This window comes from Nocardia sp. NPDC056564, assembly GCF_042793755.1.
Lineage (GTDB): Bacteria > Actinomycetota > Actinomycetes > Mycobacteriales > Mycobacteriaceae > Nocardia.
The window spans coordinates 170,525-194,272 of record NZ_JBHTUR010000006.1; the positions used below are offsets into that span (position 1 = coordinate 170,525).

At 68.7% G+C, this 23,748-nt stretch carries 19 protein-coding genes; 10 read left to right on the forward strand and 9 right to left on the reverse strand.

Annotated elements, in window-relative coordinates:
* Positions 1-3: 3 nt before the first annotated feature.
* From ACFQ9K_RS17860 to ACFQ9K_RS17895, 8 genes are read right to left on the reverse strand one after another with little or no spacing between them, the layout of a single operon-like run.
* Positions 4-957 (reverse strand): NAD(P)-dependent oxidoreductase, encoded by a 954-nt coding sequence (locus ACFQ9K_RS17860; protein ID WP_378715624.1) that lies wholly within the window; start codon positions 955-957, stop codon positions 4-6.
* Entirely contained in the window at positions 957-2,240 is a 1,284-nt protein-coding gene (locus ACFQ9K_RS17865) for a cytochrome P450 (protein ID WP_378715621.1), read from the reverse strand. Before ACFQ9K_RS17865 ends, ACFQ9K_RS17860 begins: the two co-directional genes overlap by 1 nt.
* Entirely contained in the window at positions 2,230-2,907 is a 678-nt protein-coding gene (locus ACFQ9K_RS17870) for a GNAT family N-acetyltransferase (protein WP_378715619.1), read from the reverse strand. Before ACFQ9K_RS17870 ends, ACFQ9K_RS17865 begins: the two co-directional genes overlap by 11 nt.
* Positions 2,908-4,050, reverse strand: coding sequence for an acetyl-CoA carboxylase biotin carboxylase subunit family protein (locus ACFQ9K_RS17875; protein ID WP_378715617.1), 1,143 nt, complete (start codon positions 4,048-4,050; stop codon positions 2,908-2,910).
* Positions 4,037-5,155 carry a pyridoxal phosphate-dependent aminotransferase gene (locus ACFQ9K_RS17880; RefSeq protein ID WP_378715615.1) on the reverse strand — a complete coding sequence of 373 codons (1,119 nt, stop codon included), beginning with the start codon at positions 5,153-5,155 and terminating at the stop codon, positions 4,037-4,039. The genes ACFQ9K_RS17875 and ACFQ9K_RS17880 overlap by 14 nt, the downstream gene beginning before the upstream one ends.
* On the reverse strand, positions 5,145-6,128 hold the full coding sequence (locus ACFQ9K_RS17885) for an arginase family protein (RefSeq protein ID WP_378715613.1): 984 nt from the start codon (positions 6,126-6,128) through the stop codon (positions 5,145-5,147). Before ACFQ9K_RS17885 ends, ACFQ9K_RS17880 begins: the two co-directional genes overlap by 11 nt.
* On the reverse strand, positions 6,121-7,143 hold the full coding sequence (locus ACFQ9K_RS17890) for a methyltransferase domain-containing protein (protein WP_378715610.1): 1,023 nt from the start codon (positions 7,141-7,143) through the stop codon (positions 6,121-6,123). The genes ACFQ9K_RS17885 and ACFQ9K_RS17890 overlap by 8 nt, the downstream gene beginning before the upstream one ends.
* 28 nt (positions 7,144-7,171) lie before the next feature.
* Entirely contained in the window at positions 7,172-8,398 is a 1,227-nt protein-coding gene (locus tag ACFQ9K_RS17895) for a 4-hydroxyphenylacetate 3-hydroxylase N-terminal domain-containing protein (protein ID WP_378715608.1), read from the reverse strand.
* A 663-nt stretch (positions 8,399-9,061) separates the two neighbouring features.
* On the opposite strand from ACFQ9K_RS17895, the gene ACFQ9K_RS17900 reads away from it, so the two are divergent.
* From ACFQ9K_RS17900 to ACFQ9K_RS17940, 9 genes are all read left to right on the forward strand, one after another.
* The gene (locus ACFQ9K_RS17900) at positions 9,062-13,888 is read left to right on the forward strand and encodes an SDR family NAD(P)-dependent oxidoreductase (protein ID WP_378715606.1); all 4,827 of its coding nucleotides are present in this window, start codon (positions 9,062-9,064) and stop codon (positions 13,886-13,888) included.
* Positions 13,885-14,727 (forward strand): 3-hydroxyacyl-CoA dehydrogenase family protein, encoded by an 843-nt coding sequence (locus ACFQ9K_RS17905; RefSeq protein WP_378715604.1) that lies wholly within the window; start codon positions 13,885-13,887, stop codon positions 14,725-14,727. The genes ACFQ9K_RS17900 and ACFQ9K_RS17905 overlap by 4 nt, the downstream gene beginning before the upstream one ends.
* A 54-nt stretch (positions 14,728-14,781) precedes the next feature.
* Complete coding sequence (locus ACFQ9K_RS17910) at positions 14,782-15,048, forward strand: acyl carrier protein (RefSeq protein WP_378715602.1); 267 nt, start codon at positions 14,782-14,784, stop codon at positions 15,046-15,048.
* A complete protein-coding gene (locus ACFQ9K_RS17915; RefSeq protein ID WP_378715599.1) occupies positions 15,048-16,199 on the forward strand; it encodes an acyl-CoA dehydrogenase family protein in 1,152 nt (383 codons plus the stop codon). The genes ACFQ9K_RS17910 and ACFQ9K_RS17915 overlap by 1 nt, the downstream gene beginning before the upstream one ends.
* A 21-nt stretch (positions 16,200-16,220) precedes the next feature.
* A complete protein-coding gene (locus ACFQ9K_RS17920; protein WP_378715596.1) occupies positions 16,221-17,288 on the forward strand; it encodes an HAD-IIIC family phosphatase in 1,068 nt (355 codons plus the stop codon).
* Complete coding sequence (locus ACFQ9K_RS17925; RefSeq protein WP_378715593.1) at positions 17,285-18,043, forward strand: thioesterase II family protein; 759 nt, start codon at positions 17,285-17,287, stop codon at positions 18,041-18,043. The genes ACFQ9K_RS17920 and ACFQ9K_RS17925 overlap by 4 nt, the downstream gene beginning before the upstream one ends.
* Positions 18,037-18,780: a 4'-phosphopantetheinyl transferase family protein gene (locus ACFQ9K_RS17930; RefSeq protein WP_378715590.1), complete on the forward strand. Its 744-nt coding sequence runs from the start codon at positions 18,037-18,039 to the stop codon at positions 18,778-18,780. Before ACFQ9K_RS17925 ends, ACFQ9K_RS17930 begins: the two co-directional genes overlap by 7 nt.
* Positions 18,777-20,492 (forward strand): fatty acyl-AMP ligase, encoded by a 1,716-nt coding sequence (locus ACFQ9K_RS17935; RefSeq protein WP_378715587.1) that lies wholly within the window; start codon positions 18,777-18,779, stop codon positions 20,490-20,492. The genes ACFQ9K_RS17930 and ACFQ9K_RS17935 overlap by 4 nt, the downstream gene beginning before the upstream one ends.
* A gap of 131 nt (positions 20,493-20,623) precedes the next feature.
* Positions 20,624-22,087, forward strand: coding sequence for an AMP-binding protein (locus ACFQ9K_RS17940; protein WP_378715584.1), 1,464 nt, complete (start codon positions 20,624-20,626; stop codon positions 22,085-22,087).
* Between the two features lie 7 nt (positions 22,088-22,094).
* Here the strand turns inward: ACFQ9K_RS17940 and ACFQ9K_RS17945 are convergent, their stop codons facing one another.
* Positions 22,095-22,892 carry a class I SAM-dependent methyltransferase gene (locus tag ACFQ9K_RS17945; RefSeq protein ID WP_378715582.1) on the reverse strand — a complete coding sequence of 266 codons (798 nt, stop codon included), beginning with the start codon at positions 22,890-22,892 and terminating at the stop codon, positions 22,095-22,097.
* Positions 22,893-22,989: 97 nt separating this feature from the next.
* On the opposite strand from ACFQ9K_RS17945, the gene ACFQ9K_RS17950 reads away from it, so the two are divergent.
* Positions 22,990-23,730, forward strand: coding sequence for a GNAT family N-acetyltransferase (locus ACFQ9K_RS17950; protein ID WP_378715580.1), 741 nt, complete (start codon positions 22,990-22,992; stop codon positions 23,728-23,730).
* The last annotated feature ends 18 nt before the right edge of the window (positions 23,731-23,748 follow it).

Sequence of the window (23,748 nt, forward strand, 5' to 3'; positions counted from 1 at the left end):
TGGTCAGGGAATCAGGTAGTCCGTGGCGATCGTCCGCGGGTCGAGGCACAGGGACCGCTCCCGCATCGTCGGCGCGGCGTGGGTGCCCGCGGTGAAGATCGCCGCCCAATCTCGGTGATACAGCGGATCCCCGTCCCACGGCCGCCAGGCGATGTGCGGGGTGAGTGTGACCCGCCCCTTGGCGGCCCAGGGGCGCAACAACTCCGCGCGGTCATCGGTCTCGACGTCGGTGGTGAGCCTGCCGGTGCCCGCGGCCAGCCAGCGCAGCAGCGCGTCGGCGTCGACGGGGGACGATCGCGCCGGATTGATCAGGTGACCGTCCAGGCGCAGACAGCGCAGCAGCGCGTCATCGATGAAGCCGGTGACCTCGGGCAGTCCGGGCAGCGCGACCACCATCAGGTGGGCGAACCGGTTCGGCAGGCGGTCGAGCGGCGCCGCCTCGGTGCTGCCGAAGGGATGCGCGGTGCGCGAACGCGGACGGACCACGGTCACGGTGGCACCGAGTCCGGCCAGCGTCGCCGCGACGGTGTGGCCGAACGCCCCGTACCCGACCACGAGGGCGGCGCGCCGGTGGAAGGGCTTCGGTACCTCCTCGAACGTGTCCCTGGCACAGTGCAGTACGTGCTGGGCGATCACATACTCCGACAGCGACGGCGCATAGGCCCGCGCGCTTCTGGTCACGAGATTGTTCCGCGCGAGCTCGGGGATGTGCGGGTAGCTGGGCCCGGACGAGACCAGGTGCACCCAGGAATCCGTGGTCGCGGCCGCGGTTTCGGCCAGCTCGGCGTCGGTGAGGTCGTGCGCGGCGAGCGCGATCATCGTGTGCGCGAGCACCGTTCCCGCCGCGGCCGGTTCGACGCGCACCCCGAGCCCGCGCAGTTCGTCGGCGACGGCGGCCGCGTCGGTGGAGGCGCCGAGACAGTAGAGCGTCGTCGGATCCACCGTGACGGCGCCCATCAGCGTTCGCTGGTCAACGCCAAGGGAACTCGGATATGTCCGTGCAGGACAATCGAATCCCGCCATTGCCGGCCCGGCAGCAGCCGGGCGTCCGGGTACGCGGAGAGGAAGCTGCCGACCGCGACCTGCCCCTGTACCTTCGCCAACGACGCGCCGAGGCACCGGTGCACGCCGGTGGAGAAGCTCATACTCGTTCGCGCCGCGACGTTTTCGACGTCGAGCCGGCCCGGATTCGGATAGGCGCGCGCGTCGTGATTGACCGCGCCCACCCAGATCAGGGCCCCGGTGCCGGGCGCGACGACCCGGTGGCCGATCTTGGTCTCCACCCGCGCGGTGCGATGGGTGAGCTGGATGGGGGAGTCGTAGCGGAGCAGCTCCTCGAACCAGGGGTCGGTCAGGCGTCCGTCGGCGAGCACCTCGGTGCCGAGTCCGTGTTCCAGCACCGTGACGATGGAATTCGCGATGAAACTGACCGTGGTCTCGAAGCCGGCCGCGAAGACGAACCCGACCAGGGTCAGCAGCTCGGCGAAGGTGAGTTCGCCGCCGGCGTGCATCCGGACGCAGTCCTTGAGGAACCCGTCCTGGAGCATGTCCGGGTCCTTGGTGCAGTCCTCGACGAACTTGGTGAACTTGCGCGCCTCGGTCATCCCGCGCCGGTATTCCGGGAAGGTGATGCCGACATCGAGCAGCTTTGCGCCGTGTCCGCCGAGCGAGTCGAGCATGTCGTCGCCGAGATCGGGGATGCCGAGAAAGTCGGAGATGACCCGGATCGGGATCTTGCGGGCGAAATCCGCGACCAGGTCGATGTTCTCGCGGCCGTCGAGTTCGGCGAGCACCGCGTCGGTGTGCTTGGTGATGATGTCGACCGAGCCGGTCACCGCGCGGTGGGTGAACATCGGGAAGACCAGCTTGCGCAGCCGGGTGTGCTCGGGCGGATCCATGAAGACCAGGGCGGGGGCGTCCAGCGCGATGGGCACCGACCGCTTGGTCAGCCAGCGGTAGAACCCGGCGGTCGGCGGAATCGCAACGGGCTGGTCCGCCGACCAGTCGTTGCTGCGCAGGATCTCCTCGCTCTCTTCGTATCCGGTGATCACCAGGCCGGCCGCGCTGTCGTGCACGCCGGCCGACGCGCCGATCTTCGTCAGGGTCGCCCGGTATGGGTCGCCCTTGGCCGGTGGCCGGAGGAAGAGCCGGCCGACGTCGTCGGCGTCACCCAGCATCGAGTCGGGCAGCAGGCGGAGCGGGCCGTGTAGTAGGAACCAGCGAACAGGATCAGTGACCACCGAGTTCACGGAGGACAACGTCGACACCCCCTTGGCGTTGCATTGCGGCATAGAAGTTCGCGCGCTCGAACCGGAACAGCGCGGCCTGTTTGTGCGGCAGATCGATCTCGCCGAGCTCGTGGCCGTCCACCACCTTGCACACGCTCCGATTCAGCGTGCGTACCAGCTGATTCGCGGCGGACGGGTCCGAGATCACGCCGGTGCACTCCGGATAGGTCTCGAACAGGCCGGCGATGAGCGCGACCCAGAACGGCAGGGCGTAGCCGAAGTAGTCGGGTTCGCCGATGCAGCCGTGCATGCCCATATCGTGTTCGGGCGTGTCGTAGTAGTCGGCGACCACGTCGAGCGCGGCGAAGTACAGCTCGGCGTACCCGCCGTGCCTGCCGTCCTGGCCGACGAGGAAGGGCCGGGTCTTGTTGTCGGAGAACTGGAATTCGATCTCGTCCTGCCAGCCGGCCCGGTCCCAGTCCTTGTGCATCGCGAACTCGACGTGCGGTCGCGCCATCCACTCGACCACCTGGTCGATCTCGGCCGGGGTGTCCGGCGTGACCGGGGTGAGCTCCCACGGCGGCGGCAGCGTCGGCGCCTTCCACTCCTGGAAGGCGAAGTCGGTCAACGGTTTCCCGTGCCGCCGGGACCGATCGATGGGCCTGCGCTCACTCGCCACTCACGGCACCTCGTTCGCGGTGGCCAGCAGTTCGAGCGCGGCCAGTACGGCGTCGGTGCGGCCGGTGAGCCGCGCGCGTCCGCCGAGCCGGATGCGGTCGAAGGTGGCTTCGACGTTATGGTTTTCGATGAGTTCGGCGCCGGCGATCGGCTGGCCGACGCGCCACATCCAGCCGCCGGAGGCGTCGGCGTCGGCCTTCGGTTCGTCCCAGCCGAGCCCGGCCTGCACCCGGAGATTGAGCAGTTCCAGATCGATGCCGGTGATGATCCTGGACTGGAACGGGACCTCGCCGCCGGATGCCCGCGCACACACCTCGCTGACCACGACGTCCTCGAAAGCGCCACCGCTGGACAAGTATTCGACGTGCGCGGTGAATGTGCCGTCGAGGCCGAGGGCGGTGCACGTCCGGATCGCCAGGTCGGCCAGCTTCGCCTCGGTCGCCGGGTCGGTCCTGGCCGAGCCGGAGCCGCCGCCGCGGGTGAGATCGAGCAGCGAGCGGATGTAGAGCCCCGAGAACAGATGCGTCACAGTGCCGTTCACGACGAGCACTTCGGAATGGTATTGCGGGCCGTCGAGTAGTCGTTCCACCAGATCGTCGCTCAGCGCGGTGAGATCGACGGCGCCGAACCGTTCGGTCCGGATGCCGCGCAGGTTGGCCTCGGCGGCGGGTTTGACGATCACCAGCTCGTCGTCGGCGAATCCGGTGCAGCCGCCCGCCTTTTCGACGCTGCCGCCGGCGATGATCAGGGTCTCCGGGACCGGGATGCCGGCCGCCTCCAGGGTGCGGCGCATGACGCCCTTGTGCCGGTAGTTCTCCAGCGAGCCCGCGGGGATGGGTGTCGGCAGGCCCAGATCGCCGCACAGCCGTGCGGCGACACCGAGCAGGTACTCGTCATTGGTGACGATCGCGGTGGTCGCGGCCGGGATCAGCGACGCCCACTCGTCGATGTCGGCGATTCGTTCGTCGCCGATATCGTGCAGTGCCACATCGCCTTCGCGGATCAGCGGTACCTCGCCGGTGCGCAGAATCCGTAGTTCGGCGCCGGTGGCCGTGACGGCCGAGCCGAACTCGGCCAGCCCGACCGTGCCGAGCGACTGTTTCGCCTGTAACAGGACCACCGTTGCGCGATCACCTGATGACAACACGCCTCCATGCCTCTAGGTGCTGGTCCACGCGCTGGCAGCCGGTGACGATGGCTTCCGGATCGCGCGCCAGCGAGATTCGGATCAGATCGGTGCCGAGTTTCGGCTGGGCCCAGTAGAACAGCTCGCCGGGCAGCACGTGCACCCCGATCTCACCGAGTTCGGTGTAGAGCGCGCTGGCCTCGACGCCTTCCGGCAGCCGGAATGTATCGACGGAGATCCTGGATTCAGGATAGGCCGGTGCCAGGTTGATGTGGTCGCGGGCCAGGGTGCGGTTGCTCTGGATGCCGCCGCGCAGCCGGTCGTAGCCGCCGTGCCGGCCGTCCTCGGCGAACAATTCGACGATTCGCAGGATGAACGGCGACGCGGAGAGCATGTGGTCGGAGTACATCCGGGCGAGCGGGAGCGGGTTGCCCGCGTTCCAGTTCAGGAAACCGGCCTTCAATTCCTGTAGGGGCCACAGCTTTCCGGTGTCCTCGATGGTCGCCCAGTCGAGGTCGTACTGACCGAGCACGGCGTACATGTCGTACTGGGCGCGCAGATCCTGTGCGCGGAAGCAGGAGTCGATGACCAGCACGGTGTCGCGGTCGGCGCACGCGGCGGCGATCTGGTGCAGGCGATCGGCGTCGATGACGGTGCCCGTCGGATTGTTCGGCGAGACGGTGAACAGCACGCCGTGCGCGGGGATCACGTCTTCGAGTGTGCCGCAGGCCAATTCGGACTCGGCCACCGCGTGGATGGACAGCCCGTGACCGGCCAGCAGGTCGTGCAGGTTGTCGAACGTCGGCTCCACCATCGCCACTCGGCGGTCGGCGAGGCGAATCGCCTTGCCGATCATGTCGATCGCGGTCGAGGAGGAGTAGCAGCTGCGGAAGACGACGTCGTCGGCCAGCGCGCCGTGCTGCCCGATCGAGGACAGGAACGCGGTGCGCGCACTCCGCTCGACCACGTCCACCGGGAGCTTGCGCGTCTGCGCGAAGACCTCCGGGAAGCCGGCCACGATCTCGGATTGACTGCTGGACAACGACATTCGTGGATGACCGTCGGACAGGTTGACCCCGTCGACCAGCGCCTTGACTTCCAGGTCGGTGATGTTATCTGGCATGCAAACGACCATCCTGTTGCGTCTTGGTCCGCCGGGCGGCAGCGGCCATGGTCATGATTTCGAAGATCACCGCGACGCCGAGGTGCGCGGTGATGTCGGCGGAGTCGTACGGCGGCGAGATCTCGACCAGCGATACCGTGCGGATATCCGGCAGGTCGAGCTCGCGCAGCAGCCGCAGCGCGAACGCCGAGGAGGGCCCGCCGACCTCGGGGGTGCCGGTGCCGGGGGCGCACGACGGATCGACGAAGTCGATGTCGAAGGTCAGTGCGACCGGATTCGACCCGACCCTGTCCCGCACGATCCGGCCGAGTTCGCGCGGGCCGATGTCCAGCGCGTCCTCGCAGTGGATCACGGTGAAACCGAGGCCGTCGTCGGCCAGGTCCTCCCGGGGCACGCTGCCGCGCATGCCGATCTGGATGCTGGTCGTCGGATCGATCAGGCCTTCCTCGGCGGCGCGGCGATACACCGTGCCGTGGAAGTGCTTCATGCCGAAGTAGTTGTCCAGCACGTCTCGGTGCGCGTCCAGCTGCACCAGCGACAGCGGCCCGTGTTTGCGTGCGGCCGCGCGTAATTCGGCGATCGCCAGGCTGTGGTCGCCGCCAACCAGGATCGGCAGCGCGCCGACCTCGTGCACCGCGCTGACGCTGCTCTCGATCAGCTCGAGGGTTTGCAGGTGGTAGCCGGGCACGATGTGCACATCGCCGCCGTCGACGACGGTGAGCAGGTCGGTGATGACCAGGTCGCGTTCCCGGCTGCCCAGCCGGCCCAGCGTGCTCGCCGAGCGGACCGCCTCCGGCCCGAAGCGGGCGCCGCTGCGATAGCCGGTCGCACCGTCGATCGGCACGCCGAGGATGACGGCGTGCACCCCGTCCTCGGCGGTCAGCTCCCGGACCGGCCGGTAGGGCAGGCGGAAGAAGGTCCGCGGCCCCGAGCTCAGCCGGGAGACCGCCTGGCTGTCGGTATAGTCAGTCATCTCGGTTTTCCTTGGCCCGCAACAGCATTGCGGTCACGATCCCGGTCTCGTCCAGGCCGGGGGTGTCGACGTCGTCCACCACCACCTCGAGTCCCGCGCTGTCGTAGAGGTCCGTCCAGTACTGCTTGGGCGCCAGGCGCTGGTCGGTGAACGGGTGCAGCAGGAAATAGTGGTTGTAGTAGTTGGTGCGGTGCGGGTCGCGCATCTTCTCCGCGTCGTCCCAGCAGTAGTCGATATCGATGACCAGCAGTTCGATGCCGGGGTTGTTGTCGAACAACGTCCGCAGGAACCTGCGCACGCCGTTCTCGCCCTCCTGGCCGAGGATTTCGTGGATGACGAAGCTGATGATGCCGAAGTCGTAGTGCGCGTCGGTCTGCTCGAGATGGCCGATCGCGTCCGCGTTGACGATCTCGATCCGGTCGGCGTGCACCGACCCGGCGACGAATTCCACCGCGGCCGCGGCGCCCTCGGGGCTCGGCTCGATGCCGGTGAGCCGCATGTCCGCGTACTTCTCGGCCAGCGTGGTCAGGAAGATGCCGCTGCCGCAGCCGAGGTCGATGCCGCTGCGATAGCTCTTGCCCCGCTGGTCGAGCACCCGGTACATCAGCGGTATCGCGTCGTGCACACTGATCTCGCAGCTGCCGACGCCGACCATGCGGCCGTCGCGCGGCACCGCGGCGGGGTCGGCGAAGCCGCGGCCGATATCCAGGAAGGTCCGGCCGTAGCCGCCGATCATCATTTGATACCAGCCGCGCGCCTCCCAGATCCGCACGAGCTTGTCGGTGGCCCGATCGTTGTCGATGTAGCCCGCCGTGCGCAGGAACAGTTGCAGCGCTTCGACCCGCTCGGGCGTCGTGACCACCGACTCCAGCGCTTTGCGCGCCGAGACCTCGTTCACCACGATCTGTTCCAGCACACCGTGTTCGATCAGGTTGTACAGCACGGCCGACTGCACGTATCCGCTGAACGGCTCCAGCGCTTCGATCAGGCGATTCCGGTTAAGCATGTCGTTCATACCTCTCTTTCGGTCGGTGCTCCGCCGGTCAGCCAGCGGCGAGCCGATCGGGATCACCGACGAAGGCCAGCTCGTATTTGTTCTGTCGATATCCGTAGGCGCCCGAGGAAAGGTTGGTGAACAACGTCCAATCGGAGAGCTGCGGTGCGGCCGGAACGAGGCCGTGCTGCGTCGTACGCCCGGGTTTGGGGCAGATCAGGTCCAGCCCGGCGACCTGCGCGAGCAGCGTCGAGGCGCCCTCGATGCGCTCGGTGAAGTTGCCGATGCCCTGCAGCAGCAGGCTGCGCTCGGCGGCCCAGAAGCCGTAGCGTTCGTCGAAACCGGCCGAGTCGAGCGCGGCGCGGAAATCGCGTTCGGTGCTCTCCGCGAAGCGACGCAGTTTCGCCAGCACCACCGCGGGTTCCTTGACCGAGGTCCGGCCGCCGTCGAGCACGCGTTGCGCCAGCGCGTAGTACATCTCGGCCTTGGCGGCCATCCGGGCGAGGGCCTGGATCCAGGCGGGATGGGTCATGCCGGTGCCCGCCCGCAGCGTGTTGCAGCGGTCGATGGATCCATCGATGAAGACGCGCGAGTTGGGCACGAAGGCGTGGTCCAGCTCGATGATGGCGTCCTGTTCGTCGAGTGCGTCGATGGACTGGTCCGGCAGCTCGTGCGCGCCGCGGAAGCCGGGCCGGGAGTGCACGGTGACGCCGCTGCCGTCGGGCTCGATGGCGACGCAGAGCGCGGTGTAATCCTCGGCCGGGGTCAGCTGGCGGTAGGGGTAGATCAGCAGCACGTCGGAATAGAGCGCGAGCGTCGCGAGCTGTTTGAAACCGCTCAGGTAAATACCGTCGGCATCCCTGGCCACTACTTTGAGTAGGTGGTCTTCGGAAATGCGCCCGCGTTCGGAAATGTCGGAGATCGCGTGGGTGAGGATCCAATTGCCGGCGCGGCATTCGCGGTGGAACTCGCGGACGGCGTCCGCGCCGTCGCCGAAATGGTCGGCATTGGCGGCCCAGGCGGAGACGATGCCGGCCAGGAAGTCCGGGCTGCGTCCGAGCAACCCGCCGCTGAAGGTCGCGAATCGGCGTAACTGGCCGGCGTACTCCAGGAATTGCTCACGCGTTTCCGGTGGCGTCCAGATGCAGTCCCAGAACAATTTCATATCCGGATTGGTGCGCAAGCCGTCCAGCGTTTTCGCGAACGGCGTATCGGTGCGCTCCGCGAAGGTGGCCGAAATGCTTTCGGTGGAGCAGCTGATCTGCTGAGTTTCCACGGGATATCCTTAGTCCTGCGACCTGGCGGTCGGAAATGTAGCGGCGCGCGACTTCGGTCGGAAACTGCTGGTGGCGTTGGTGTTTGAGCGTCCGAGTAATCGGCTGACTACCCCCGGGTAAAGTTCAGGCAATGTCGACCTCTGATCAATTAATTCGAATTCATAACACCTCGGCTTCAGGATGGGCAAACCTGTAGCCCACCCCGCCTTCAAGGTAGCCGACCTACCGGTGTGTAACCATTGAAGTACCTGTGACGCTGCTCACATCGTAGCATTTCGCGATTTCTCGCCGACGGGTCGTTCCGCTTTATCTTAATGGCAGCGGACGGCCGGTTTGTAAACCCCCCGATCGGGGGGATCGAATTCGATGAGTAGCCCCCTTATTGGGGGGTTGCAGATCTGGTCGACAACGAGAGAATGTGACCTGGAGTGAGCTAGCAGCATACCCTTTCCCAAACGACCCTTAGTCAAATTTGTGCAGGTCGGTAGTATGCGGTGAGCGGCGTTGCGAGGTGGGTGTGTCGGTGCTAGATTCGGGGCCACCGGGGGCCGAGTTGTCCCTGATCGCATTCAGGCCGTGACCCCGATGTCTGAAGGGCGGTATTGGTGGAGACGAATCGGGTGGGGTCCGGTGGCTTCGATCGGCGAACGATCGAGGAATGGGTGGCAGAAAAGATAAGCCAGATCATCGGAATGAATCCGGCGGCTATCGATCGCACCACCACCTTTGCCGCATACGGTCTGACCTCGGCGGATGCCGTCGGGCTTTCGGGTGAGCTGGAGGAGTGGCTGGGCCGGAGCCTGCCGGAGACGTTGCTCTACGAGCATCCGACGGTCGAGCAATTGAGTGCCGCGCTGGTCGGCACGGACGCGCGAATAGACACTGCCGCAGCGGAATTCGGCGAGCTCGCGCAGACGGTCGCACCGATATCCGGGGTGCGCGCACCGGATTCCGACGACCACGCGGTGGGCATCGCGGGCATGGCCTGCCGGTTCCCCGGTGGGGCGAACACGCCGCAATTGTTCTGGCGCAACCTCGCCGACGGCATCGATGCCGCGGCCGACGTGCCCCGGCAACGCTGGGACGCACAGCAATTCTTCGACCCCGATCCCTATTCCCCGGAGACGACCTACACGACCAAGGGCGCGTTCGTCGACGATCTCGCCGGGTTCGACGCCCAGTTCTTCGGCATCTCGCCGCGCGAGGCGGTCCGGATGGACCCGCAGCAGCGGATGCTGCTGGAGACGGTGTGGGCGGCGCTCGAGGACGCCGCCATCCCGGCGGAGCAGATCCGGGGGAGCCGCACCGGGGTGTTCGTCGGCATGATGGCCGACGGGCGGTATGCGAACGTGCTGGTCGACCACCGCGGCCACGGTGAATTGGACGACCCGTACGTCGGCCTCGGGAGCGCGTCCAGCGTCGCGGCCGGGCGGCTGTCCTATCTGCTCGACCTGCGCGGGCCGAGCCTGGTGGTCGACACCGCCTGTTCGTCGTCGCTGGTGGCATTGCACTTGGCGATCAACAGCATTCGCAACGGAGAGTGCGATCGCGCCGTGGTCGCCGGGGTCAGCGCGATCGTGCATCCCGACACCTACCAGCAGGCCTGCAAGATGCGAATGCTCGCCGCCGACGGCCGGTGCAAGACGTTCGACGCGGCGGCGGACGGGTTCCTGCTCGGTGAAGGGTGCGGCGCGGTCGTCGTCGAACGGCTCGCCGACGCGCGGGCTCGCCGGCACCGGATGCTCGCGGTGGTGCGCGGATCGGCGGTCAACCAGGACGGCATGAGCAACGGGCTCACCGCGCCGAACCGCGCCGCGCAGGTCGCCGTCCTGCGCGCGGCCCAGCAGAACGCCGGAATCGGCGCGGACAGCATCGATTTCGTCGAGGCGCACGGCTCGGGCACCCAGCTCGGGGACGCGATCGAAATCGGCGCGCTGACCGAGGTTTTCGGTGCCGCGAGGGCGCAGGCGCGTCCGCTGTACGTGGGTGCGGTGAAGACGAACGTCGGTCACCTCACCGGGGCCGCCGGCATGGCCGGGTTGATCAAGACCGTGCTCGCGCTGAACCGGGGGACCATTCCGCGGAATCTGCATCTGCGGGAACCGAATCCGGCGATCGACTGGACCGCCGGTCCGGTTCGGTTGCCGCACGAGAACATTCCGTGGCCGCGCGAGGCGCAGCGGACCGCCACCGCGGGGGTCAGCTCGTTCGGCTGGTCGGGGACCAACGCGCATGTCATCGTGTCCGCGCCGCCGCTCGACCCGACCGAACCGAATTCCGCGCAGCAGTGGCACATTCTGCCGTTGTCGGCGCGCTCGCCGGAGGCGTTGACCGACACCGCGCACGCGATCTCGGAGTACCTACGCAGCCATCCGCGACTCGCGCCGGCCGACGTGGCCGCCACCTTGCAGACCGGGCGCGACGCCATGCCCTGCCGCACGGCGATCCCGTTCCGGTCACTGCTGGACGCCGCCGAGGCACTCGACGAGGTCGGGCGCCGGGTGCCGGTCGCGACGGTACCGCGGGGGCCGCGGCCGACCGTGCGATTCGTGTTGCCGGGCACCGGCGATCAGTTCGCCGGGATGGGCCGCGACCTGTACCGATCGCACCGGGTGTTCCGCTCCGCGATCGATCAGTGTGCCGAGATCGCGGCCGAGTCGCTGGGCATGGACCTGCGCACGGCACTGTATTCGGATGCGGCACCGGCGGCGTCGGATCCGTTCGCCGCTCTGCGTAGCGGTGCGACCGCGGCCGGCGAGCTGGTCACCCGGATCGACCTGGCGCACGCGGTGGTCTTCGCGCTGAGCTATGCCGCGGCACGGATGTGGCAGAGCTACGGGGTCGAACCGAGCGGCCTGCTCGGCTACAGCCTCGGCGAGTACTCCGCCGCCTGCGTGGCCGGTGTGTTCCCGGTCGAGGTCGCATTACCGCTGGTGGTTCGGCGCGCGCAGCTGGTCGCCGAGGCCGAAGCCGGCGCGATGCTCACGGTCGCGGCGCCTGCGGACCGCGTCGCGGAGTATCTCGGCCCGCACCTGTCCCGCGCCGCGATCAACAGCCCGAACACGATCGTGGTCGCCGGTACCGAGGAGGCGATCGCCGGGCTGGAGCAGCGCCTCGCCGCGGACGAGATCGCCGCGCGCCGGGTGCCGACCACCCGCGCCATGCACTCGCCGCTGCTGGATCCGTTGCGGGAGCGGCTGATCGAGTTGTTCGCGGACATCGAACCGCGCGCGCCGCGCATTCCGTTCGTGTCCAACCTGACCGGCACCTGGATCACCGACGCACAGGCGCGGGATCCGCGCTACTGGGCGGATCAGATGTGTTCGACGGTCGAGTTCGCCGAGGGGGTGTACACGCTCGCCGAATCGGACCCGTGCGTGGTGATCGATCTCGGCGCCGGTCAGCTGGCCAGCCTGGTCAGTCAGACGCTGGCGCGGTCCGGCGGGGCCGCGGCGCAGCCGACCTTGCGCGGCTCCGCGACGCGCGATCCGGACGAGATGATCGTTGCCCGCACGCTCGGCCGCCTGTGGGCCGGCGGTGTGGACGTGGACTGGTCGCGCATCGGCTCGCCGGGCATGTCGGTGTCGCTGCCGACGTATTCGTTCAAGCACCAGCAGTTCTGGCCGGAACCGGGGAAGGCCCGGCCCGGCCCGGTCAGGGCGCTCGCCCCGGCGGCCACCGGCGCACCGGAAGTCCTCGAACCGCAGTGGATCACGGTTGCGGCCGCCGCGGATTCCGCGGACCGGCAGGGCCCCTACCTCGTCTTCACCGATCCCGACAGCTGCGGTGCCGAACTGGCCCGGCATCTGGCCAAGATCCTGGACGGCGTCGACTGGGTATCCGTCGCTCCGGGAACCGAATTCGGCGTCTCCGGCGCGGACGGCTACCGCGTCCGGCCCGACCGGCCGGCCGACTACGCGGACCTGGTTGCCGCGCTGGCCGATCGGGACCTGTTGCCGCGCACCGTTGTTCATCTGTGGTCGGTGAACGGCCCGAACGCCGACCCGCGCGCCGGTGTGGCGGCGCATCGGCGTCTCGGGTTCGACAGCTTGATGGCACTGGCCGGGCAGCTGGGCCGCCATGCCATCGACGGCTGCCGGATACTGGTCGTCACCGACCACGCACAGATCGTCGATGCCGAGGACGATCTGCATCCGGGCAAGACCACCGTGACCGGTCCCGCGCTGACCGCCGGACAGGAATACCCTGGCCTGGCCGTGCGTACCCTCGACCTGGTCACCCCGGTCGACGATGCGGACGTTTCGTGGGACGAGCTGGCCGAAGCCGTTGTCGCCGAGACTGATTGGCCGGGCACCGACACCGCGATCGCTCGCCGCGGCCGGCGCAGGCTGGTGCGGCGCTTCCGGCCGCTGACCCTGGACGCACCCACGCCATACGTGCGTGCCGGCGGCGTCTACGTCATCACCGGCGGCACCGGAAGTATCGGACTCCAGGCCGCGGCGCACCTGGCCGCCGCGGCGGCCGAGGTGAAGCTGGTCCTGCTCGCCAGGACGCCGCTGCCGGATCTCGACGACGCGGAATCGCTCGCCGCGGCGGACGAGGCGTCCCTGGCGAAGGCGACCGCCGTGCGTGCGCTGATCGAAGCCGGCGCCGAGGTAATGGTGCAGTCCTGCGACATCGGTGATCGAGCGGCCACCGCCGCGGCAATCGCGAACGCGCGCAAACGATTCGGCCCGATCGACGGCGTGATCCACGCCGCCGGCGTGCTGTCGCCGGACGCGTTCACCACGATCGCCGAGACCTCCCCGGAGATCAGCGCGGCCCACTTCCGTGCCAAGGTCGACGGCACCATCGCGGTGGCCGACGCGCTCCGCGGCGAGCGCCCCGACTTCGTCGTCCTGCTGTCCTCGATGTCGGCGGTACTCGGCGGCATCGGCTTCGCGGCCTACGCCGCCGCCAACGCGTTCCAGGACCAATTCGCCGCGACGCGCGGCCTGCCCGGCGGGTCCGCCTGGCGCTCCGCCTGCTGGGACACCTGGCAGGCGACCGTCCGGCGCGGCGACCACCCCGGCGTAGCCGAATCGCTGGACAAGTACTCGTTCGCCGCCGCGGACGCGCTCGCCGTGCTCGACCGGCTCATCGCGGGCGGCCCGCGCCGCGCGGTGGTCTCCGCGGGTCAGTTGCACCAGCGCCTCGACGCCTGGGTCGGCGGCGGCGATCCGTTGCGCGCGAACACCTCCGCGGCCCCGGAGGCCACCGCCGAGCCACCCGAGCGCACCGTCGAGGACTACCGGCGCCGCCTCGCCGAGCTCTGGCAGCAGGCCCTCGGCGTCGACCAGGTCGGCCCGCACGACAACTTCTTCGAGGCCGGCGGCAATTCGCTGGTCGGCCTGCAACTGATCAACTCGATCAAACAGCAGTTCCGCGCCGTCATCCCGACGGTGGCGCTGTTCGAGGCGCCGACGATCGCCGACATGGCCGACTACCTGCTCGCGGCGGCCACAGCCGAAAGGAAGGCACGGACATGAAACTCGTCGGAGTGATCGGGGCCGGCGTCATGGGCACCGGCCTCGCCCAATCCCTTGCGGCGCACGGGATCTCGGTCGTGCTCGTGGACCGCTCGCGCGAACAGCTCGACCGGGCCGAGAGCGAGGTGGTCCGATACGCCCGCACCGGGCGGCTGTTCGGTCACGACACCGAGAAGTACGGGGACCTGACCCAGCGGGTCACCTACACCACCGATCTCGGTGAGGCGGCCCCGGCGGAGTTCGTCATCGAGAACATCACCGAGAACTGGGCGCTGAAGGCCGAGATCTATCCGGAGCTGGACCGGATCTGTTCGCCCGAAACGGTATTCGCGGCCAACACCTCGTGCATCCCGATCACCAAGATCGGCGGGGCGACCAACCGCCCGGACCGGGTGATCGGCATGCACTTCATGAACCCGGTGCCGATGAAATCCACCGTCGAGGTGATCCGCGGCTGGCATACCTCCGAGACCACCATCGCCACCGCGATGCAGTTGCTCGCCGACCTGGACAAGCGCGGCATCCTGGTCAACGACATGCCCGGCTTCGTGTCCAATCGCGTGTTGATGCTGATGGTCAACGAGGCGATATTCCTGGTGCAGGACGGGGTCGCCGCGGCGGCGGAGGTCGACGAGATCTTCCGGTCCTGCTTCGGGCACGCGTCGGGGCCGCTGGAGACGGCGGACCTGATCGGGCTCGACACCATCCTCTACAGCATCGAGGGCCTCCAGGAGTTCTACGGAGACAGCAAGTATCGCCCGTGCCCGCTGCTGAAGAAGATGGTGGACGCCGGACTACACGGCCGGAAAACCGGCCAGGGCTTCTTCTCGTACACATAGGGAGAGGGCTCGTACCACCGAACCAAGTGCCCCCTAATCGACAGGATCGCAGTTATGTTCTCCGATGCCCGTGCCGAACTTCGTGCATTCGTCGCCAAGCGGTTCCCCGACGGGAAGCTGCAGGACGACCACGACATCTTCGAAAGCGGCTTCGTCAACTCGCTGTTCGCGATGGAACTGGTCATGTTCATCGAGCAGAACCTCGATGCCCGGATTCCCAACGACGAACTGACGCTGGACAACTTCCGCACCGTGGACGTGATGACCGAGCTGGTCGGCAGGCTCGGCGACGGTCGTGGCACGGTCACCGAGGTGGCCTGATGGCCGTGCGGACCGAGGTGCGCCACGACTGGTCGCGGGCGGCGATGGCCGCCTTCGTCGACGAGGTGGTCGCGCCGCGGGCGGCCGAATTCGATCGCGCGGCGCGGATCGACCCGATCATGGTGACCGAGTTCGCCGAGCGTGGGCTGTGGGGTGCGGTGCTGCCCGCGGCCGACGGCGGGACCGGTGCGGGCATGATCGCGCTGGCCCGGGCGCACGAGGAGGTGGGCCGCGGGTGCTCGGCCCTGCGCAGCCTGCTGACCGTGCACTCCATGGCGTTGTACGCGCTGGATCGGTGGGGGACCGAGACGGCGAAGCGGCGGTGGCGGGCCGATATGGTCACCGGCGCCGCGCTCGGCGCGTTCTGCCTCACCGAGCCCGAGGCGGGCAGCGATTTCGCCGCGGTGCGGGCCACGGCCGAGCGGGACGGTGACGAGTGGGTCATCGACGGCCACAAGCTGTGGGTCACCGGTGGCCAGCTGGCCGACGTGCTGCTCGTGTTCGCCCGCACCGAGCGCGGGCCCGCCGCGTTCCTGGTCGACGCCGCGAGCCCCGGGATCCGCCGAATTCCGGTGTCGCACATCACCGGAACGCGCGGTAGCCAGGTCGCGGAGATCGTCTTCGAGCGCTGCCGGGTCGGGGCCGACGCGATCATCGGGCCCGAGGGCATGGGGCTGGCCATCGCGACGGGGGTGCTCGACATCGGCCGGTTCAGCGTCGCGGCCGGGTGTGTCGGCATCCTGCAGGCGTGCCTGCAGGCGTGCGTGAGCTACGCCAACGCGCGGCACCAGGGCGGGGCGCTGCTGCGCGAACACCAACTCGTGCAACAGATGATCTCCACGATGGCGACGAACACGCGTGCGGCCCGGTTGCTGGTTCGCGAGGCCGCACAGCTGAAGGATGCCGGTAGTCCGGACACCATCATGTCGACCTGTATCGCCAAACAATTCGCCGCCACCGCCGCGGTCGCCGCCGCCAACGACGCCGTGCAACTGCACGGCGCGCGGGGATGCAGCGACGAGTATCCGGTCGGCCGGTATCTGCGCGACGCGAAGGTGATGGAGATCATCGAGGGCAGCACCCAGATGCAACACGTGCTCATCGCTACCGACGCCTGCCGCAATCAGGCTCGGGTCGTCGAGGTCGATTGATCAGGGAGGGCAGGGAATCCGATGACAGCAGACGAGCGTGCACGTCCGCGCTACATCAAGTGCGTGGTCTGGGATCTGGACCACACGCTGTGGGACGGGATCCTGCTGGAGAACGCCGCGGTCACCGAGCTCAAGCCGGGCATCCGGGAAACCATCGTCGCGCTGGACGAGCGCGGCATCCTGCATTCCATCGCCAGCCGCAACGATCCGGAGATCGCCGTTGCCAAGCTCACCGAACTGGGGATCGCCGAGTACTTCCTGCATCCGCAGATCGGCTGGGACAACAAATCCGCCTCGGTCGCGACGATCGCCGAGCGGCTGAATATCGGCATCGATACCCTGGCGTTCGTCGATGATCAGGCGCTGGAGCGGGACGAGGTCCGGTTCGCCCATCCCGAGGTGCTCTGCGTCGACGCGGAGGAGGCGGCGGGGCTGGCGGACCGGCCGGAATTCCAGCCGAGGCACGTGACGGCGGATTCGCGGGTACGACGGCACATGTACCGGGCGAGCATCGAACGGTCGACGGCCGAGGATCAGTTCTCCGGGACGAACGACGAGTTCCTGGCCACGCTGGACATGCGGTTCACCATCGGTCCGGCAGGCCCGGCCGACATCGGTCGCGCCGAGGAGCTGGTCGTGCGGACCAATCAGCTGAACTCGACCGGGGTGATGTACTCGGCGGAAGAGCTTGCCGCGCATGCGGATTCCGATGATCATGTGCTGCTGATGGCCGAGCTGGAAGACAAGTACGGGACCTACGGGCAGGTCGGCTTGGCGCTGGCGCAACGCGGTGCCGAGCAGTGGCGGCTCAAGCTGCTGCTGATGTCGTGCCGGGTGATCTCGCGCGGAGTGGGGACGGTATTGCTGAATCATGTGGTCCGGCTGGCGCAGGCCGACGGTGCGCGGCTGGTCGCGGAATACGTGCCGACCGAACGGAATCGGATCATGTACATCACGTATCGATTCGCCGGTTTCACCGAGATCGGTGAGCAGGACGGCATCACGTTGCTGGCCGCGTCGCCGGCGCCGCCACCGCCGCCACCCGCCTACCTCACGGTGCGCACGCTCGCCGCGGAGCACCGGCGATGAACGCGCCCGCGATCGACGCGCGTAAATGGATGCCGTACCCGCCGCCCGGCGGCGCGGTGACGACCCTGTATTGCCTGCCGCACGCCGGGGCCGGCGCGTCGACCTACCTGCCGTGGCGTAAGCAGTTGCAGCCCGAGGTGGACGTGGTGCCGCTGCAACCGCCCGGGCGCGAACTGCGGATGCGCGACGAGCCGTTCGAGAATCTCGGACCGCTGCTCGACGACCTGCTTGCTGTGCTGGACGGCGCGTGGCGCGAGCCGTTCGTGCTGTTCGGGCACAGCCTGGGCGCCCTGGTCGCGTACGAGCTGGCCCGCAGGCTCAGCGCGGGGGCGGGCCCACGGCCCGCGCACCTGATCGTGTCCGGACGGCGCGCGCCGGACAAGCCGTCGCGGCTGCCGTGGGTGCGCATGGCCTCCGACGCGACGCTGCTGGAGATCGTGTACCGCCTCGGTGGCACGCCGGAGGAGGTGCTCGACGACCCGCAGATGCGTGCGCAGGTACTGGACTTGATGCGGGCGGACCTCGGGGTCGACCAGACCTATCGATACGAGCCGGAGCCGCGGCTGGACGTGCCGATCACCGTGCTCAGCGGCAGCTCTGACACGCACGTGTCCATGGCCGAACTCGAGCCGTGGACCGCGTGCGGTTCGGCCGGGGTCGACATCCGGCTGGTGCCGGGCGGGCATTTCTTCCCGATCACCCACCGGGACACCGTGCTCCGGCGGGTGCGGCACTGCGTGCTCGGCTCGTGCTGAGCGGCGACACCGCCCCGCGCCGGACGATCGCGCCCGACGGTGTCGCGCTGTGGTGGTTCGGGCTGAGCGGAAAGTGTTCCCCCGCTGATCGTCTGGTGCTGTCGGCCGCGGAGCTGGCGCGCAGCGACCGATTCGATACCGACGCGTTCGCCGCCGACTACATTCGCGTCCGCGCGACCGTGCGGCGCGTGCTGTCCGCGTATGTGGGAAGTCCGCCCGCGGAGCTGGTTTTCTCGGTGGGGGAGCACGGCAAGCCGGGTTTGGCCTGCGCGGCACCGGCGTTCAACCTCACGCACACCGCCGGGCTGGCCGTCATCGCCATCGCGGGGTCCGGCTCGATCGGGGTCGACGCCGAATCGCTGGACGCCTATTTCGATCTGGCCGGATTGGCGCCGCGGGTGCTGACCCCGCGCGAGGTGGAACGGGTCGGCGCGGACGCAGGCCGGTTCCTGCACCACTGGGTGGCCAAGGAGAGCTACCTCAAATGGCTGGGCAGTGGGCTGACGGTCTCGCCCGACACGATCGAGCTGAGCGTCGATCCGGCTGGGCGCGAGCAGGTTTCGGGCGTCGACGGCGTCGATCTGCCCGCGCGATACGTCCATCATTTCGGCCTCGGCACCCGGTACGTCGGGGCCGTCGTCGGCGACCGGGTGCCCCGTCGTTATCCGCTGCGCCCGGCCGAATCAGCCAGTGCCGGATCGACTGTGCGGCACCGGACGTCAGGAGTGCAACCATGACAACCTATTTCGCGGACGAACCCGCCACCCTCGCGGCCATGCTCACTGCCAGGGCCGCCGCCACGCCGGACGAGGTGCGTTTCCAGCACCTCGGTGACGGCGACGAGGTCACCGCGACCATGACGTTCCCGCAGCTGGATCGCGCGGCCCGGGCGGTGGCCGCGCATCTGGCATCGGTGGCCAGGCCGGGGGAGCGGGCGTTGTTGCTCTACGCGCCCGGCCTGGAATTCGTGGTCGGCTTCTACGGATGCCTCTATGCCGGCGTGATCGCCGTGCCGGTCGCGCCGCCGCAGCCGAACAAGCTGACGGACAGTCTCGCCCGGCTGGCGTCCATCACCGGCAACTCCGGTGCGCGGCTGCTGCTCACCAGTGCCGATATCGAGCCGCTGCTCGCGCCGGTGCTCGCGACGGCCGAGGGGTTCGCGGGCCTGCGCACGGTGGTGACGGACCGCGTCGACCTGTCCGCGGCCGATGGCTACCGCGATCCGGGCATCACGGGTGACACCATCGCCCATCTGCAGTACTCGTCCGGCTCGACCGGGGAACCGAAGGGGGTCGCGCTCACCCACGGGAATGTGCTCGCCAATCTCCGGCTGGTCACCGGGCAGATCGGCGCGGGCGTCGGCGTGGCCTGGTTGCCGACGTTCCACGACATGGGTCTGCTGAGCATGGTCACCTATCCGGTGTACAGCGACTCGACCGTGATCAGTATGTCGCCCTTGGCCTTTGTGCAGCGACCGGCCCGCTGGATCGCGGCGATGTCCCGGTTCGGCGCGACCCATACCGTCGCACCGAACTTCTCCTTCGCCCTCTGTGTGCGGCGAGTGTCCGCCGAACAGGTCGCGGGCTACGACCTGTCCCGGCTGCGCGTGGCGCTCTGCGGCGCCGAACCCGTTCGTGCGGATACCATGGCGTCGTTCGCCGATCACTTCCGCCCGTCCGGCTTCGACGCGCACAGCCTGTTCCCCTGCTACGGACTCGCCGAGGCCACGCTTCTGGTGACCGGCGGACCCCGGGGCAGCGGGCTCACCACCGTCGACGTGGATCCGACCGCACTCGCCAAGGGCCGGGTGGAGCCGGTGTCGAGCGGCGGCCGCCGCCTGGTCGCCAGCGGTGAACTCAACGACGCCTACGAATTCGTGCTCACCGACCCCGAAACGAACACCCCGCTGCCGGACGGCCAGGTCGGCGAGATCTGCTTGCGCGGCAACAGCATCGGCGTCGGGTACTGGGACGCACCGGAGGCGACCGAACACACCTTCGCCGCCACCATCACCGGCCGGGACGGTCGCTTCCTGCGCACGGGCGACCTCGGATTCGTGCACGAGGGACAGCTCTACGTCACCGGCCGACGCAAAGACCTCATCATCGTCGACGGCTACAACCACTACCCGTCCGACCTCGAAGCCGCCGCGATGGACTCCCATCCCGCGCTGCGCCCCGACCGCTGCGTGGCCTTCCAGGTGCTCGACCACGATGAACCGGCCCTGGTTCTCGTCGCCGAGCTGAACCGGGACCGAGCCGCCGAGGAGGTGGACAGGGGCGAGATCGTTACCGCCGTGCGCCGAGCGGTGGGCGAGCACAACGGATTACGGCTCGACGACGTCGTTCTGGTGACCTCGGGTTCGATTCCCCTGACCTCCAGCGGCAAAGTCCGCAGATACCTCGTCCGCGAGCAGTATCGCGACGGCGCCCTGACCGAGCTGCCCTGAGTCAGCTGCCGCGGGCCGGCCGCCGGGGCGCGGCATCCTCGGCTTCGACATCCGGCGTACCCCGGCGATCGTCGGTCGAATCGAATTATGCTGGTGGGTCACGTGTTTCGATCAACGATGATTGAGGAAAAATGGCCGAGATCCGATGTGGGCAGACGGTCCGTGACTACGACGAACTGCGGGTGCGGGTGGCGCGGGTGGCCGGCGGGCTGGCCGGACAGGGCATTGTGGCCGGCGATCGGGTGGCGATCTACCTGCACAACGACGTCGCGTTCGTCGAGGCCAGTCTCGGGGCGGGGCTGCTCGGCGCGATACCGGTGCCGGTGAACTGGCATTGGCAGGACGCCGAACTCGCCTTCCTGCTCGACGACAGCGGCAGCCGGGTCATCTTCGCCCACACCGATCTGGTCCCGACCGTCGAGGCCGTCGCCGGCGACCGGACCGTGATCGAGGTGCGCCGGGAATCCGCGCCGGCGACCGGCCGTCACCTCGACTACGAGGACTGGCTCGCCGCGCAGCAGCCGTGGGCCGAACCGCCCACGCAGGCACCGCAATCGATGATCTACACCTCGGGCACCACCGGGCGGCCGAAGGGCATCATCCGGGATTCGACCACGCCCGAACAGAGCCAGGCCCTCGCCCGGCTGGTATTCGGCACGTTCGGTCTGGAGCCAGGGATGCGCACCCTGGTTCCCGCGCCGATCTACCACACCGCGCCCAACGTGCACTGTCTCGTCAGTGCCGCGGCCGGCATCGACCTCACGATCATGCCGAGGTTCGATCCCGAGGAACTGCTGCGACTGATCGAAGCCCACCGCATCGATCACTTCCAGGCCGTCCCGACGATGTTCGTCCGCCTGCTGCGCCTGCCCGAGCCGGTCCGCCACCGCTACGACCTGTCCTCGCTGAAGGTGATCGTGCACGCCGCGGCTCCGTGCCCACCGGAGATCAAGCGCCGCATCATCGATTGGCTCGGACCGATCGTGCGCGAATACTACGGCGGTTCCGAAACCGGCGGCTGCGTCGCCTGCGACAGCAAGCAGTGGCTCGACCATCCCGGCACGGTCGGCGCGCCGATCGCGGACGCGGCGATCCGCATCTACTCCGAGGCCGGCGACCTGCTGCCCGCGGGCGAGTCCGGCCGGATCTACCTGCGACCGCCGACGGGCTGGCCGAACTTCACCTACCACCGGAACCCGGGCAAGCGGGCCGACATGGAACGCGACGGCTTCCTGGACATCGGCGACATCGGTTACCTGGACCACGACGGCTTCCTCTACCTCAACGACCGCAGCACCGACATGATCATCTCCGGCGGCGTCAACATCTATCCCGCCGAGATCGAGGCCTGCCTGCTCGAACTGCCCGGCGTCCGGGACGCGGCGGTATTCGGCGTCCCCGACAGCGATCTCGGCGAGGCGGTCGCCGCCCACGTCGAGGCCGCGGGCGTCACCGCCGAGGCGGTGCGCCACCACATCCGGGCCAACCTGGCCGGCTACAAGGTGCCGAAAGTCGTTGTCTTCGATGACAATCTGCCCCGCGAGGACACCGGAAAGCTGTTCAAACGCAGGATTCGCGCGCAGTACTGGCCCTGACCGCCGCTCAGATCCCGGCCGTGACCAGCCAGGCGCGCGAGCCGAACCAGACGCCGTCGCCGGTGTGGTGTGCGGTCATGATCGCGCGGAGGCGATCGAGTGCCCGCTCGGTTTCGGCGGCGTCGAACTCGCTGAGCAGCTCACCCGCCATGCGCAAGGCGAGCACGGAATCGACACCGGCCTCGGGATCCGTGCCGTAGTAGACCGGCTCGGAGGCGTCGGTGACCTCGACGCCGGTGAATCCGGCCGCGGTGAGCACGCGCCGTGCCACCTCCGGGTCGGCGAGGGAGAACGCGCCGCCCTCGGGAGCGGCGATCGGTGCGCCTGCCAGCGCCGTGCGGATCGCGACGGCCCATTCCTGCTGACCACCGTCCTGCCACACCAGCTGCACCAGGCGCGCACCTGGCCGCAACGCGCGGCCGATATTGGTGAACGCCGCGACCGGATCGGCGAAGAACATGGTGCCGAATCGGCTGACGGCGAGGTCGAACTGGTCCGGCGGGAACGGATGGGTTTGCGCGTCCGCCTGTTCGAAGCGCACGTTGTCGACGTCCTCGGCGGCGCTGAGCTGAACCGCGGTCGCCAGCATCGTGGTCGAGATGTCCACCCCGAGCGCGCCGCCCCGATGCGCGAGCCGGGCGGCGTCGCGGGTGATCTGCCCGGTGCCGCAACCGATGTCGAGCACCTGGTCATCGGGTTTCACCTCGATCGCCGCGCGCAACCGCCGATGGTAATGACGCAGCTCCGCGTCGTAATCGAAGGCGTTGTTCGAGACCGGTACGTCGGGATTCGCGCTATCGACCATGCGCACATCCTGGCAGTAGTGCCGACAGTGTGCAGCCGGAACCACCGCCGCCGTAGTCTCGCTACGGAAAACGGGCAAATGGGAGATCGGATCGACGATGGACGCTGAGGTGGTGCGAGGCAGTGGCGGATATCCGCTCGCCTACTACCGGGAGAAGAGCAGGCGGGATCTCCGCTGGGCGGACGATCTGTGCCTCGCCGAGGGGGCGTCGCCCGCCGATGCGGCGGCCCGCATCATGGCGGATCTGGCGGGTTGGGGCGCGACGGCGGAGGCATCGCTGAGCGCGCACCTGGTCGAGCGCGGCGCGAGGGTGCGGCACGCGTACGACACCTACACCTTCGGACTGCGCGAGCCCGCGCGTCCACTCGCGCGAATTCGATTTCCGCGGAACCTGTCTCCGCGCCCCGCCGGTGCCATCGACCCGGAGCTGTTGCGCGCCACCCATGCCGCCGCATACCCGCCGGGTCACCCGGACCACCGCACGGGCATGTTCGACGAGCTGCGAGCGCTGATGTCGGGCACCCTGATGGGCCCGCTGCTGCCCGCCAGCGCGGTGCTGATCGATAGCGACCGCGGCGTAGGTATCGCCGCGGTACTCGTCCAGGACCGTCCCGGCAGCCCGCCGGCGGAAGGCCCGTGGATCTCGGAGGTGTTCCGTGATCCCGCGCCCGCCTACCGCGGCGTCGGCGCCCTTCTGCTTCGCCACGTCCTGTGGTCGTCCGCGGCGGCGGGGTTGCCTGCTCTCGGGCTGGCGGCCACGGCCGGAAACCGCGCCGCGCAGCTGTACGAGAACATCGGATTCGTCCGCACCGCGCGCCGGGTCGACCTACTTCTCTGACCGGCCCATGGCCGCCAC